The sequence below is a fragment of the Spirochaetota bacterium genome (assembly GCA_017999915.1).
Lineage (GTDB): Bacteria > Spirochaetota > UBA4802 > UBA4802 > UBA5550 > RBG-16-49-21.
Genome location: JAGNKX010000024.1, coordinates 50275 through 64542, shown reverse-complemented (window position 1 = coordinate 64542; position 14268 = coordinate 50275). Strand labels below are relative to the sequence as shown.

13 protein-coding genes are annotated in these 14268 nt (G+C 41.9%); 8 read left to right on the top strand and 5 right to left on the bottom strand.

The genetic code is table 11. The features are described from left to right. Window positions 1-222 precede the first annotated feature (222 nt). Together istB and istA are read right to left on the bottom strand one after the other, a co-directional pair. Window positions 223-984 (bottom strand): IS21-like element helper ATPase IstB, encoded by a 762-nt coding sequence (gene istB, locus KA369_23435; protein ID MBP7738943.1) that lies wholly within the window; start codon window positions 982-984, stop codon window positions 223-225. Further along, window positions 981-2522 (bottom strand): IS21 family transposase, encoded by a 1542-nt coding sequence (gene istA, locus KA369_23430; protein MBP7738942.1) that lies wholly within the window; start codon window positions 2520-2522, stop codon window positions 981-983. Before istA ends, istB begins: the two co-directional genes overlap by 4 nt. A 258-nt stretch (window positions 2523-2780) precedes the next feature. On the opposite strand from istA, the gene KA369_23425 reads away from it, so the two are divergent. The 4 genes from KA369_23425 to KA369_23410 are packed head-to-tail and all read left to right on the top strand — an operon-like array spanning window position 2781 to window position 5310. Further along, on the top strand, window positions 2781-3101 hold the full coding sequence (locus KA369_23425) for a hypothetical protein (GenBank protein MBP7738941.1): 321 nt from the start codon (window positions 2781-2783) through the stop codon (window positions 3099-3101). Continuing rightward, window positions 3098-3445 (top strand): IS66 family insertion sequence element accessory protein TnpB, encoded by a 348-nt coding sequence (tnpB, locus tag KA369_23420; protein ID MBP7738940.1) that lies wholly within the window; start codon window positions 3098-3100, stop codon window positions 3443-3445. The genes KA369_23425 and tnpB overlap by 4 nt, the downstream gene beginning before the upstream one ends. Before the next feature lie 42 nt (window positions 3446-3487). Further along, the gene (locus KA369_23415; GenBank protein ID MBP7738939.1) at window positions 3488-5080 is read left to right on the top strand and encodes an IS66 family transposase; all 1593 of its coding nucleotides are present in this window, start codon (window positions 3488-3490) and stop codon (window positions 5078-5080) included. 41 nt (window positions 5081-5121) lie between these two features. Beyond that, complete coding sequence (locus tag KA369_23410) at window positions 5122-5310, top strand: ATP-binding protein (protein MBP7738938.1); 189 nt, start codon at window positions 5122-5124, stop codon at window positions 5308-5310. 229 nt (window positions 5311-5539) lie between these two features. Here KA369_23410 and KA369_23405 read toward each other — a convergent pair whose 3' ends face one another. From KA369_23405 to KA369_23395, 3 genes are all read right to left on the bottom strand, one after another. After that, complete coding sequence (locus KA369_23405; protein MBP7738937.1) at window positions 5540-5758, bottom strand: hypothetical protein; 219 nt, start codon at window positions 5756-5758, stop codon at window positions 5540-5542. A 273-nt stretch (window positions 5759-6031) separates the two neighbouring features. Next, window positions 6032-7306: an SGNH/GDSL hydrolase family protein gene (locus KA369_23400; protein ID MBP7738936.1), complete on the bottom strand. Its 1275-nt coding sequence runs from the start codon at window positions 7304-7306 to the stop codon at window positions 6032-6034. A gap of 1007 nt (window positions 7307-8313) precedes the next feature. Beyond that, window positions 8314-10200, bottom strand: a complete 1887-nt coding sequence (locus tag KA369_23395) for a carbamoyltransferase (protein ID MBP7738935.1) — start codon at window positions 10198-10200, stop codon at window positions 8314-8316. Between the two features lie 226 nt (window positions 10201-10426). On the opposite strand from KA369_23395, the gene KA369_23390 reads away from it, so the two are divergent. The 4 genes from KA369_23390 to KA369_23375 are packed head-to-tail and all read left to right on the top strand — an operon-like array spanning window position 10427 to window position 14235. Continuing rightward, window positions 10427-11539, top strand: coding sequence for a DegT/DnrJ/EryC1/StrS family aminotransferase (locus KA369_23390; GenBank protein ID MBP7738934.1), 1113 nt, complete (start codon window positions 10427-10429; stop codon window positions 11537-11539). A 9-nt stretch (window positions 11540-11548) separates the two neighbouring features. Then, entirely contained in the window at window positions 11549-12526 is a 978-nt protein-coding gene (locus KA369_23385) for a thiamine pyrophosphate-dependent dehydrogenase E1 component subunit alpha (GenBank protein MBP7738933.1), read from the top strand. Further along, window positions 12513-13514 carry an alpha-ketoacid dehydrogenase subunit beta gene (locus tag KA369_23380; protein MBP7738932.1) on the top strand — a complete coding sequence of 334 codons (1002 nt, stop codon included), beginning with the start codon at window positions 12513-12515 and terminating at the stop codon, window positions 13512-13514. The genes KA369_23385 and KA369_23380 overlap by 14 nt, the downstream gene beginning before the upstream one ends. Further along, window positions 13498-14235 carry a sugar transferase gene (locus KA369_23375; protein MBP7738931.1) on the top strand — a complete coding sequence of 246 codons (738 nt, stop codon included), beginning with the start codon at window positions 13498-13500 and terminating at the stop codon, window positions 14233-14235. Before KA369_23380 ends, KA369_23375 begins: the two co-directional genes overlap by 17 nt. The last annotated feature ends 33 nt before the right edge of the window (window positions 14236-14268 follow it).

Sequence of the window (14268 nt, the reverse complement as noted above, 5' to 3'; positions counted from 1 at the left end):
GTAATACAACAGGGAACATGCTTGACAATGAGACTGAAATTGTGGAGTGAATGAAATACGATAGGCCTGTTCCCGGGGGTGGGGAATATTCATGACCCTGGCCTGGGGAATATGGTGACCCGTGAGAAATTAACCCCATCTTGATGCGTATTCCGGTGAAACCTGCCACCCATTCCGGCCAAAACTTGACCACTTGGATGACATTACCAATCCACTGACAAGCTAATCTCGATGTGGCAGGTTTCGTCCAGAATTTTTTGCATGAGCTTTTCTCATTGATCCCCCCTTTAAATTCATGGTGTGTGCATTATGGACCAGCCGATCGCAGATGGCGTCGGCAATGGTCGGATCGCCGATGATATCGAACCACTTGTTAACCGGGACCTGAGACGAAATGATCGTAGATTTCAGACCGTACCGGTCCTCCATAAGTTCGAGCAAAACAAGCCGATTCTCCGCGTCGAGTGGTTTGAGGCCGAAATCATCGATAATGATCAGGTCCTGCTTCTGAAGATGTTTCATCTCACGCAGATACGAACCATCTGCTTTCGCGATCTTGAGATGGGCAAAGAGCTTCATACAGTTGGCATACCTCACGCTCAACTTGTGGGTGCAGGCCGCGTGGCCGAGGGCGCAGGTTATGAAGCTTTTCCCCGCGCCGGTTGCCCCGGTGATGATCAGATTTTCCGCCTTGTTGATCCACTCGCAGCCGGCGAGCCTGAGAAGCGTGTTTTTATCGATGTTTCGCCCGGAAGAAAAATCGATCTCTTCCATCCTGGCCCGGTAGCGGAACGATGCCTTCTTGATAAGCCGCTCCAGTTTGCGATTGTAGCGCCAGTCCCATTCAGCATCGATAAGATGGGCTATCAGCTCGTCGGGCATGAGGCTCTCATGAAGGGAGCTTCCAAACGTTTCCTTGAAAGCCCGGTACATGCCGTCCAGCTTCATCTCCTTCATCTTCTCTGTTGTTGCCTGATTGTTCATGCTTCCTCCTGTGCATAGTAATCACGTCCCCTGATGTTTTCATGGAGCGGCACGGTCCTGTCGAAGAGCGTGGGCTCTTCTACGCGCGCATCCATGTTGTTCTGTAGGATATTTTTAATCATGCGATACGAATACCGCTCATACTCAATAGCGCGACGGCAGGCGTTTGCCAGCCGCACGTTCTCGTAAGATTTCGTAAGATTCAATATGCCCAGACAGGTTTTGTATCCCTGCTCCGGGTGCTGGCGGGAAGCAAGAACTTCCTCAACGACCGTCTTGACTTCGTTACCGATCGATTCCGCCCACCCGATGAGTTTTTCAGCGTTCCAGTCGTCGCGCCACTGATGGTTCGGCGGCATATGCTCCTGAACGGTCGTATAGCCGTATTTCGCACGGTCCCGCTTGTGGAAGGCGATACGAACATTGTTGTGGTACAATTCCACCGCGGAAGCTGTAAAAAGCATGTCAATCTGCTTTCCCCGGAACCGGTACGGCACGCTGTAATAGTGTTTGTCCACCGACAGATAAACATGATAGTTGAACTGGGCCTTAAGTTGTTTGTACTCCCTGATCTCATAACGTTCTCCCGGGAGCCCCTGGAGGGCCGCTTTTTCAATCTCCTCGAACAATTCCCGTCTGCTTTGCCCGTACCGCTGCATCTTCCGGCTGTTGTAGTGTTCCAGCTCTTCCCGAATCGCTCGATTCAATTCCTCAAGGGAATAAAAAATACGGTCTCTCAGGCGCGCGTAGATCCATGTATACACGATCTTCACCGCTCCTTCCACCATCGCCTTGTCGCGGGGCTTGTACGGCCGTGCGGGCAGGATGGTGGTGCCGTAATGGCGGGCAAAATCATAATATTCCGGATTGATTTCCGGCTCATACTTGTCGCCCTTTGCCACGCCTGACTTGAGGCAATCGGGAACGATGGCCCGCGGAACGCCGCCCAGGTAGTGAAGAGCGTTGACATTCACGTTGATGAAATCGTGTTTCTGCTGGGTCATGGCCGCTTCCACATAGGTAAGATTGCTGGCCCCGAGTATTGCGACAAATACCTCTACCGGTCGGACTATGCCCGTTGTTCTATCGGTAATGGCGAGCTTCTTCCCAGCAAAATCCACGAACATCTTGTCCCCGACCTTGTGTTCCATGTGCATGGAAAGCTCCTGAGACTTCTCCCAGCTCTGGAAATGCCAGCAGAATTGAGAATACCCATACCTATCCGGTTCTTCTCGCCGGTATTCCTCCCATAAAAGCTGCCGGGTAACTCCCACGCGAGTGAGTTCCCGGGCGTAATATTCAAAACGGCCTGCCAGTTTGATATATCGTTCATCCACGATCCGGGGCTCTGTCTGCATCATTCTGACGAGCTCGTCATCCGGCATTTCTTTTATGGTTTCATAAGTCAGCCCCTGCTGTTTGCATTTTGAGTAATACTCATTGGTCACCGGCCGTGACAGGCTTAACGCCTGGGCCGTTTTTCGCAGGCTCAGGCCGCATTCTTCATGAAGCCGTAGTATTTCCCTGACTTTCCTCATGGGTGTTCTCCTCTGCGCCATGTCCGTATCTCTCCATTGATTCATTGTAATCCGGAGAGATTTCTATGACTTGTCAGGGATTGGTAATGTTTTTTGTTTTACAAAGTGGCAGGATTGCCCCGGAATGGGTGGCAGCTTTCCGCCGGAATAGGTGGCAGGTTTACTCCGGAATCACTGGCAGGTTACGGCCGGAATACGCATCTTGATATTTTAACTATAATCCGGTATCCTCCGGTATGCAAGAATAAGGAGGATGCAATGAAGAATACACGATCAAGCACCAAAGGCTGGTCATTCTGGCAGGCACATGTCAAAGCCCAGAATGCAAGCGGTTTGAACCAGCGGGAATACTGCCGTCAGAATAATATTTCATACTGGTCATTCAATCCCTGGAAACGCAGGATTGAAAATGAGAATGTCCAATTTCATGAAATTTTCCCGGCAATAATAAAAGAGCTGCCGGGTGAAACCAGGCAGATCAAGATCACCGTTAATAATACCATCAGAATATCCATACCCGATGGATTTTCAGCTGCTACGCTGCGCGAAATCCTGGCAGTTCTGGACGTACAGCGATGAAGATCGACTGGGGGACCGTCAGAATCTTTGTAAGGCCCGGCATCACCGACATGCGAAAGCAGATCAACAGCCTTTCCGTGTTGGTGCAGGAGGAGATGCTTCGGGACCCCCTGGATGGGCATCTTTATCTGTTCTGCAACAAGAACCGGCGCCGTTTGAAAGCCCTGTACTGGGACCGCAACGGTTTTTGCCTCTGGGTCAAGAGGCTTGAGCAGGATCGTTTCCCATGGCCGATGAACGATGAACAATGCCACGAACTGACGCTTCGAGAGCTTGAGATGCTGCTCGCCGGCATTGATTTTTTCAACGCCCACAAATCGTTATTTTTTTCAGCGGTATCATGAAAAGTGCTATTAATAAAAAAGGGTCATCGCATCATGCACTCGATGGTGATTGATAAAAACAACCTGCCGGATGATCCCGCATTACTCAAACAAATGCTTGCCGAACTTGCGATGAAGCATGAGACGCTCGATCAGAAATATTCCCATCTGGAAGAAAAATATAATACGCTCCGGAGACTGCTGTTTGGGAAGAAAAGCGAGAAGCTTTCGCCTGAAGACGAGCACCAGATGCGTCTTTTCAACGAAGCCGAAGACGGAAGCGAGGAGTCTTCCGGTGCTATTGATGACGCTGGAACTGAAAACGCGGTAACCCGCGTTGCGGGATACACCCGTAAAAAGGGCGGCAGAAAGCCGCTGCCCGAGTATCTGCACCGTGAAGAAATCATCCATGACCTGACCGAAGAAGAAAAAGCCTGTCCCTGCTGCGGGAAAGAGCGGACGGTCATTGGCGAAGAAACAACCGAAGAGCTGGACATCATTCCGGCGAAAGTTATCGTGAACCGGCACATCCGTAAAAAATATGGCCCCTGCGACTGTGACGGGTTTCTCGAAAAAGAAATCCCCGAGATCAAGACGGCATCCATTCCACCGCGGCTTATTCCCCAGAGCATTGTTAGTGCCGGGCTTGCCGCCTATGTCATCACCTCTAAGTTCTGTGACGCCATGCCGTTCTACCGGCAGTCAAAGATATTTGAGCGGATTGATATCGATCTTTCCCGGGCAACGCTGTGCAACTGGGCCTTGGCGGTTGCCGAAAGGTGTGCCCCCCTGATCGACATCATACTCGAAGAAATCAGGGGCGGTCCGGTCATACGGATGGATGAGACCACCCTTCAGGTGCTCAAGGAGCCGGGGCGTCCGGCGGAAAGTAAATCATACATGTGGGTAGCCATGGGATATACGGCTGAGGAAAAACCGCTGCTTCTGTACCAGTATCATCCCACCAGATCCGGCGAGGTTCCCCGAAAAATACTGGAAGATTACCATGGCATTCTCCAGACGGATGGCTACGACGGCTATAATCGGGTGGCCAATGAAAACAAGCTGATCCACGCAGGGTGTTTTGCCCATGCCCGGCGGGAATTTGAGAAAGCAATAAAGCAAAGCAAAAAATCGAAGGCCGCCTACAAGGGTCTGGCGTATATTCGCCGCCTCTACCAAATTGAACGTGAGCTGAGAGAAAGAAAGCTCGCTCCCGATGAATTTGTTGAAAGGCGAAAGAATGGCGCGGGTCCGGTCCTTGAAGAATTCAACAACTGGCTCCTGGCTGTGAAACAGGAAATGCTGCCCCAGGGATATACCGGACAGGCCATCAATTACACCGTAAACCAGTGGGACAACCTGGTCAAGTATCTGGACCATCACCTGCTGACTCCGGACAACAATCTCGTTGAAAATGCCATACGGCCCTTTGTCCTGGGCAGAAAAAACTGGTTGTTTTCAAATACGCCGCGCGGCGCCGAGTCAAGCGCTGTACTCTACAGCCTTATTGAATCCGCCAAAGCCAACGCGCTTGAGCCATACAGATATCTGCGCTATCTTTTTGACCGGATTCCGGGAGCTTCCTCAAAAGAACAACGGCGGGTATTGCTGCCCGATATGATTACTCCTGATATGATCAAGCTTGTTGATTGATTCATGGGACGGGGTTAATTTGACGCTTACACCGGTACGGTCTGAAATCTACGATCATTTCGTCTCAGGTCCCGGTTAACAAGTGGTTCGATATCATCGGCGATCCGACCATTGCCGACGCCATCTGCGATCGGCTGGTCCATAATGCACACACCATGAATTTAAAGGGGGGATCAATGAGAAAAGCTCATGCAAAAAATTCTGGACGAAACCTGCCACATCGAGATTAGCTTGTCAGTGGATTGGTAATGTCATCCAAGTGGTCAAGTTTTGGCCGGAATGGGTGGCAGGTTTCACCGGAATACGCAGCTTACCATGCTTCGACTTATTTCAAGAATTTCATCGTCAGGATAGACTGATATGCCGCAGTTCTCACATCGGTAATAGGTTCGTTGAATTTCAATCATTCCGCATAAACTCAATATTTTCCGGGGTCGTAATCCTTTGTTGGAGAGCGGTCTACCGCATTTCGGACAGTTTTTTTTTACTATTCTTCTGTTGTTGATACTTTATTATTTCTTCCGTGATTCGTTTTTTTGCTTGTTCCCCAATCTTGACTATTTCTTGTTCCAGTTCGTATAAAGAACGGGGTGATCCATCAGATGATTCAATCAGCTTATCAACCTGTTTTTCTACATCTGCCATGATTCTTTTCTTCATCTCTTTGGGATATGACATAGCACCCTCCTGTATTATAAGGATGTTATTTCATACCCTGGTGCATATTAATAGCCTTTTTTACCCCCAAAATTAATCTGCTACCCTTGGCTGAGATGAAGAAGAATCTTGAAAAGAGTTTACAGTTTTAGGGGTGCAGTGCAAGATCTTCCGTCTCTTGAATTGCTCAATGATCGCCGTATCGAATGGCATGATCCTTAATTTGGGCTTCTCCGGTCTTGGTTTGAAATAACACAATTTACTATTTTGGATTGGTAAGGTTACATTCATCAATTATTTAATACTTAAACATAAATCAGTGTGATTTATTATGTATTTATATACTTCTTTTGCAATTTCATTATAACCATGCTCATTTGGATGACCATCTGGATTCATAGGATATGGTTGCTTCCCTTGAATTAAACAATTACGTAATGCATGTACAGTATTAATTGAAGGAATGCTTTCCTTATTTAAAAAATTAAAAATATTACCCATGAAATCTTGTTCTGCACGTATCAATTCATAATATACAGGTTTCATGGAATATTGTTTCATATTAATATATTCAAAAAAAACATATTCGGTTGTGGGTATTATCAACACTAAAAATTTTATATTTCTATTTTTTAATATATGATTGATTCTTAATATAGATTCTTTTTGAATTCTTAATCCTTCCTTAAGGCGAATATCATTTAAATCTAATGCTCCCAATCTATAAGGAGCCATAAATACAATATTGAATTTATTGTCATCGAGTATTTGGTATATATTAGATTTTATTTCATACTCACCTCTAATAGTTCTCCATGATAACTGTTTTGTATTGTATTGATAATATTTTAAATTTTTTAATGCACGTAGAAAACCATATATTCCGCAATTATTTGCAAAGAAATACCTTAATTCGATACATTGCGAATTATTATTATGATACTTATGGTCTTTTTTATTTTGTTTCTTTGGGCTTACTCTATCACCAGTTCTATAGGATTTTTCATCTAATGTTTCAATATTTTCTAGTTGATTTATGCTATTCATAATTTTATTATTAGAAGTTTTCATGTTGAATAAAATATTTTTATCATAAACAAGATGAAAACCATCATACAAGTCATTTCCTGAATACATTGCGACAATTATCAATTTTGGATTAAGTTTGCATGCTTCTTCAATTAATAATAAATAGTGTGCTGGTCCATAGCCGCCAAATGCCATATTATAAACATTTAGTTTACTCATTGATTGTAATTGCTGCGGCCAAGCTTTATCGATTCTCACTCCAATACCATAAGTTTGTGAATCTCCCATTGCGACAATATCTATCGTTTTTGGAATTACTATATTTCTAAAACCATTTTTATCATGTTCAAAGAATAGAGGGTTTGGTCTATGCCCCAATACTTTATCCTGGAGATACAAAGGAGCCTTTTTATATGGGAATACTATATCTTTCATGTCAATTGAAATCAAACATACTATTTGGATCAATAATTCTGCCATCAAAATCATTATAAAAAAAGTCAGTATAATAAAAAATGTTTGCTTTACATTTTTAATCATAAAGAAACTCCAAATATCAAATAGAACCAATTATAATAATAGTATTATAAAATCGAAATTTATCCGATTATATTTTTCATAAAGATTAGTAAGCAATATCAATAATAGATTTAATTTTCGCCTTTAAAGGGTGGTTTTATCAATCATATATTATGTAAGGATCTCTGATACAATTATCTTTATTTGAAGAAATTGCAGGACTCCAGAAGCTTAATGTTATTAAAAAAAAGGATTCGGCAAAAATTAATAATTTTTCAAGTGTTCAAAAAAATTATTAAAAAGATTATACCAAGTAAATAATTTAATCGATATACAATGTATCGATTTGCTTTTAGTATTCCAACGATTTTACCATAGCATTTGCGAAAGTATAATATCCTCACTACCTTGGTATATTGCAAATCTTAAAGGGAAGGTGGTTTTTCACCACATTTTATGAAAGTCTTTATCTGTATAACTGTAATGACGATCCTTGAATACTGTCCCGTTGAGATACTTTAATTTCAATTGTAATGGATTTCTAGAAAATAAACGATATAATATGGAAATAGGAGTTAATAATAAGAAAAAAACTGCAGCAAGGATTATATGATTCATTATCAACCCTATCACATGAGAAAATTTTTTCCAACCTGTCGATATCAGGTAACTTAGATCCTTAAAAAAAATTCCTATAGAAAGAAGCCCTATTGAAACGAATAGGAAAGCGCGGTGTCCGAAAGCCATATGCAGCACAATGAACACAGCTCCAAGGACGGAGATAGTTTCGAGTGCTTGTATGCGCTTTTCAATGGTATTATTTTTCATGTGTCATACCATTAAAATAATGTATAAATAAATGGAGCAATGGCCGATCCGCTCGAAAAGACGATAAGCACACCCATCAATATGAGGATAATTATCATGGGAACCAGCCACCATTTTTTTCGCTCTGCTATAAAATGAAAAAGATCTTTAATAAACTCTAACATTGCATTCTCCTGATATTTCAGAATTGAAAATATTTCTTAATCGAGGACATATTGTTTTTTCCAGTTGATCGTCTCATGCCAAGGAGGCTGGTTCACCTTGTTAAAGAGATAATTACCAATAATAAGATAATCCATTTCCGTTCGCATGAAACATCGGTAAGAATCTTCCGGAGTACAAACAATAGGTTCGCCTCGTACATTAAAGCTCGTGTTTATTATAATGCCATATTTTGTAATTTTTTTGAATTCATGAATGAGACGGTAGAACCTTTCATTTGTTTCTTTATGAACGGTTTGGACTCTGGCCGAATAATCAAGATGGGTCACGGCGGGGATATCAGAACGCTCGAAGTATAATTTTTTGGACATTCCACTTTCATTATAGCCTTTTGGTAACGGTTTTCTACGTTTTTTATTTACGCCAGTTACTAAAAGCATATATGGAGATTTAATTTTGTGGTCGAAAAACACCCCACAATCCTCAAAAAGAACCGATGGGGCAAAGGGTCGAAAGCTTTCCCTGAATTTTATTTTTAAATTAAGTTTTTTCTGCATTTCAGGATTTCGAGCATCCCCTAAGATGCTTCTGTTACCTAGAGCCCGGGGACCCCATTCCATTCTGCCCTGATGCCAGCCGACTACTTTCCCACTGGCTAGTAATCGTGCAACTGTTTTACAGAGTTTGGTATCATCCAAGTGAATAAATACGGCACCAAATTTTTTCGCCATTGATTCGATCTGAAAAGGATGATATTCAGGTCCCAAATAGGATCCCTTCATGGAATCATTTCTTGGTTTCAATATTCTTGGCTGTCGGCAATATAGGTGGTGAACAGCAAATGCAGCCCCTAGAGCACCACCGGCGTCTCCGGCAGCTGGTTGTATCCATATGTCTTTGAAGAGACCGGAATGGAGAATTTTCCCGTTTGAAACACAGTTTAAAGCGACACCTCCTGCAAGAACCAAATTGCAGCATTGAGTCAAACGCCAGGCCTCACGAGCCATTTTCATTACTATATCTTCGGTAATCGATTGTATTGCTAGAGCCAGGTCACAATACTCTTGGGAGATATCTGTTTCCGGTTTGCGAGGCGATATACCGAATAGTTTTGTCCATTTTGAGTCGCGAGTCATTTTCAATCCGTAGGAATAGGAGAAATATTCATGATTGAGCCAGATAGATCCGTCATCGAAAACTTTAACGAGATGTTTTAAAATCAACTCGCGGTATTTTTTAATCCGATTCGAACCGCTGTTCCCATAAGGGGCAAGGCCCATTAATTTATATTCACCAGAATTAACCTTGAAGCCTGTATAATAAGTGAAGGCTGAATAGAGCAGGCCAAGAGAATGTGGGAAATGAAGTTCCTTTAAAAGTTTTATGGAATTTCCGGAGCCGTAAGCGATGGATGCTGTAGCCCATTCTCCTACTCCATCGATAGTCAGAATGACAGCATTTTCAAAGGGAGAAGGAAAAAATGCGCTCGAGGCATGGGATAGATGGTGCTCCGAAAAAAGCAAACGAGTGTGTTCTTTTGAAAATGGACCAATTTTTGATAGTTCGTCATGAATCATTTTCTTTAAAAATATTTTTTCATTCATCCATACGGGCATCGACGAAATGAACTGTCTTAAGCCTCGGGGTGCGAAGGAATAATAAGTTTCAAGAAGACGCTCAAATTTTAAGAATGGTTTATCATAAAAAACTATATAATCGATATCCTGAAGGGAAGAGATTCCTTCAGAATGGGATGAATTGCCATATTCAAGGCAAAATCGTGTGGCATTTGTCGGGAATGAAGAATCGTGTTTTTTACGAGTAAAGCGTTCTTCTTGTGCTGCAGCCACTATTTCTCCGTCAATGATTAGCGCCGCGGCGGAATCATGATAAAATGCCGAAATACCAAGTATTTTTTTTGTCATCTTTTTGCATTCTTAAATTTATTGAATTTCATTGTTGATAATCAGAACAATCAATTGTTCATAATAATAAAGTTTTTGTCAAGGTGCATTTTTACCATGAAGAGGTTGGTTCCCATGTGTATTCACACACCCTGGTGTAGGTAGTTGATTTTATTGCTTGACAGATATCCATCCAATGTTTATTCTCTGCACAATAAAATTTATTATTCACATAGGATATTATATGATCCAGCGCACGGTCCCCTTTTTTAATTATCCGTTTGTATATAATCAATATAAACAAGATATCGATGCCTCAATTGACAAAGTCCTTCAAAGAGGGGCCTTTATCCTGCAGCAGGAGTTGATTGACTTTGAAAAGGCTATTGAAAAATATGTAAATATCAAGCACGCGATTGGCGTCGCCAACGGCACTGAATCCATGTTCATCGCCTTACTGGCAGCCGGCATTAAACCAGGAGATGAAGTTATTCTTGCGTCGCATACATATATAGCCACAGCTGCTTCAGTCCATTTTTCAGGTGGAGTTCCTGTGTTGGTTGAATGTGGGAAAGATCATTTAATCGATCCCCAATCAATAAAAAAAGCAATAACATCAAAAACGAAATTTATCATGCCCACTCAATTAAACGGAAGGGTGGCTGATATGGATGCCATTCAATCAATTGCAGATGAAAATAATCTAATTATTATAGAAGATGCTGCGCAGGCACTGGGAGCGAAATATAAAGACAAATATGCCGGTACTTTTGGACTGGCCGGATCGATCAGCCTGTATCCGGCGAAAGTTCTCGGCGCTTTTGGGGATGGCGGTTTGCTTTTTACCAATGATGATGATATGTATTATAAAATGAAGTGTATGCGCGACCATGGAAGAAACGATGATGGGATGGTCATGATGTGGGGGGTTAATTCAAGATTAGATAATTTAAACGCAGCAGTGCTTTTAGTAAAACTCAAATATTTCCAAAAAGATATTGAAAGAAGAAGAGAGATTGCGTCGATTTATGACAAACGTTTGAAGGATAATGAGCACTTGTTATTGCCGCCGGCACCTGACTCGGATAAAAATCATTATGATATATATCAGAATTATGAGATCGAAGCCGATAGAAGAGACGAATTGAGAATATTTTTAAAAGAGCGGGGGATAGGTTCAATTATTCAATGGGGTGGCACTCCCGTTCATAAATTTAAGAACTTGGGACTGCCAGAAAAGGCCTTGCCATTTACAGAAAAAATGTTTGAGCGGTGCTTCTTGCTGCCTATGAACACTTCGCTTATAAATGATGATGTTCATTATATATGCGATACAGTTATTGATTTTTATAAAAAATAAGAGATCTTCATGGATTATACAAAAGATTTTCTGGTTTCTCTATACCAGAAATTGCTGGAGATTCGATATGTTGAAGATAGCTTTATCAATCCGATTATAGATAAAGAGATCTTATGTCCGGTGCATCTATATACCGGAGAGGAAGCCATTGCGGTCGGTGTGATCGCGAATCTGAATGATAAAGATAAAGTATTTGGAACCCACAGATCCCACGGCCATTTTTTAGCAAAAGGCGGATCCCTGAAAAAGCTTGTGGCAGAAGTATACTGCCGCTCAACAGGTGCGTCAAAGGGACGTGGCGGTTCAATGCATTTAATTGATACAAAAAAGGGCTTTTTGGGGGCGGTGCCTATTGTCGGGGGTACCATATCACTCGCTCTGGGTGCAGCTCTGGCCTCTCATATTAAAAATGATGGGACTGTTGCTGTCGCCTTTTTTGGGGATGGGGCGGCTGGAGAAGGAGTACTTTACGAAAGCATTAATTTTGCCTCCGTGCATAAGCTTCCATTGATTTTCATCTGTGAAAATAATTTATATTCTACACACATGCCTATACGGGAAATCAGGAATAGCAATACGATTTATGAAACGGCGGCCTCTTTTAACATCAGAGCTGAGATTGAAGATGGAAATGATGTATTAAATGTTTATGAAATAAGCAATAAGGCGATCAACCAATGCAGGGAAGGAAACGGTCCCGTTTTTCTTGAATTCTCCACATACAGATATCGAGGACATGTAGGGCCTGATGACAATATCCAGGGTACCCATACCGATATACGCCCGGAATCCGAGATTGATGAATGGAAAAAAAGAGATCCAATAAATGTCTTTGAGAATTACTTGAAGAAAAATGGAGTTGTGGATATAGATGAGCTTCAATTAATAAATAATTTAGTTATGAAACTCGTCGATGAAGCTCATGCAGAAGCAAAATCAAGTCCATGGCCAGCACAAGAGGAATTATCAGAACATGTTTTCAAATAAACAAAGAAATCTAAGGTATTCATTGGCAATTAATGAAGCCATCAAGCAGTCAATGGAACAGGATGATTCCGTGTTTCTGATCGGACAGGGAGTGAAAAGTCCATGGTACGTCGGACAAACTTGTTCCAATCTGCTGGAAATGTTCGGTGAGCGGAGGGTTATTGACACTCCTGTTTCTGAAAATGCTATTACCGGCGCTGCTATTGGCGCTTCCATTGCGGGTATGAAAGCAATTGTTGTACATCCCAGGCTTGATTTTATGCTTTACGCCTTTGATCCGATTATCAATGAAGCGGCTAACTGGCATTATATGTTCGGGGGTCAATCTTCAGTACCCGTTGTCATTTGGGGTATAATTAATCGTGGAGGAGAGCAGGGTGCACAGCATTCCCAGGCCTTGCAATCAATATTCGCCCATATCCCCGGGTTAAAAGTTGTCATGCCTGCAACGCCCTATGATGCAAAGGGTTTGATGGTTTCTGCTATACAGGACCCCAATCCCGTAGTCTTCATTGATGATCGGTGGTTATATAATATTGAAGGAGATGTTCCTGAAGAGTTATATGAAGTTCCAATTGGAAAGGCTCAATTGCTTTCCGAAGGGGATGACATAACAATCATTACATCATCTTTCCTTGTAAAAGAAGCCCTTGAAGCCGTAGCTGAATTGAAAAAAAGCAGAATATTTGCAGATTTAATAGATTTGAGAACTATAAAGCCGCTTGATAAAAAAACAATTCTTTCATCAATTAAAAAAACTGGAAAGGTTTTAATAGTTGATGGGTCTTGGAAAAGTTTTGGTATTAGTGGAGAAATTGCGGCAATAATCGCGGAAGAGGCCTTCCCATATTTGAAACAGCGCATATCACGGTTGGCCCTGCCCGATTTTCCCGCTCCTTCTAGTAGGACTTTAGAAAAAAAATACTATATTTATAAAGATAATATAATTAATACAGTGAAGGATTTTCTGAATGAAACGAGTATTTGATTTTTTTATTGCTCTTACAGGATTGTTGTTTTTATTACCTTTTACACTCATTATACTATTTTTAATATGGATTCAGGATTTTTCATCACCTTTCTATGTTGCCCCGCGTGTAGGGAAAAATGGGAAAATGTTCAAAATGATTAAACTTCGCTCTATGGTTAAAAATGCTGACAGGACAGGTGTGGATTCAACATCTGCTAATGATATGAGGATAACCAGAATAGGCCATTTTATCCGGAAGTTCAAATTGGATGAACTAAGCCAGATCTGGAACGTTTTGCTTGGCGATATGAGTTTCGTCGGGCCAAGACCAAATGTAAAAAAGGAAACAGATTTATATACTGATGAAGAAAAAAAGCTTATAACTATCCGTCCTGGTATTACTGATTTTTCTTCGATAGTATTTTCGGATGAGGGTGATATATTAAAAGACCACCCAGATCCGGACATTGGGTATAATCAACTGATAAGGCCCTGGAAGAGCAGGCTTGGAATAATCTATGTTGAACATGGTAATTTTTTTATAGATCTGAAGCTTGTTGCATTGACAGTTGTTGCAGTTGTTTCACGGGAGCGAGCTTTAAAAGGTATCAATAAAATGCTGATTAGTATGGATGCTCCAAGTGAAGTAATTGAAGTTGCAAAAAGAGAAAAAAAACTGATCCCCTGTCCACCGCCGGGATCTTCAAAAATAGTTACCTCACGAGATATAAATTTTTAATAGTATTTAGAGAAGACAATGACATCTGATATT

Coding starts and splice junctions, on each gene's coding strand:
- istB (MBP7738943.1), bottom strand. CDS start 984: ATGAACAATCAGGCAACAACAGAGAAGATGAAGGAGATGAAGCTGGAC.
- istA (MBP7738942.1), bottom strand. CDS start 2,522: ATGAGGAAAGTCAGGGAAATACTACGGCTTCATGAAGAATGCGGCCTG.
- KA369_23425 (MBP7738941.1), top strand. CDS start 2,781: ATGAAGAATACACGATCAAGCACCAAAGGCTGGTCATTCTGGCAGGCA.
- tnpB (MBP7738940.1), top strand. CDS start 3,098: ATGAAGATCGACTGGGGGACCGTCAGAATCTTTGTAAGGCCCGGCATC.
- KA369_23415 (MBP7738939.1), top strand. CDS start 3,488: ATGGTGATTGATAAAAACAACCTGCCGGATGATCCCGCATTACTCAAA.
- KA369_23405 (MBP7738937.1), bottom strand. CDS start 5,758: ATGTCATATCCCAAAGAGATGAAGAAAAGAATCATGGCAGATGTAGAA.
- KA369_23400 (MBP7738936.1), bottom strand. CDS start 7,306: ATGATTAAAAATGTAAAGCAAACATTTTTTATTATACTGACTTTTTTT.
- KA369_23395 (MBP7738935.1), bottom strand. CDS start 10,200: ATGACAAAAAAAATACTTGGTATTTCGGCATTTTATCATGATTCCGCC.
- KA369_23385 (MBP7738933.1), top strand. CDS start 11,549: ATGGATTATACAAAAGATTTTCTGGTTTCTCTATACCAGAAATTGCTG.
- KA369_23380 (MBP7738932.1), top strand. CDS start 12,513: ATGTTTTCAAATAAACAAAGAAATCTAAGGTATTCATTGGCAATTAAT.
- KA369_23375 (MBP7738931.1), top strand. CDS start 13,498: ATGAAACGAGTATTTGATTTTTTTATTGCTCTTACAGGATTGTTGTTT.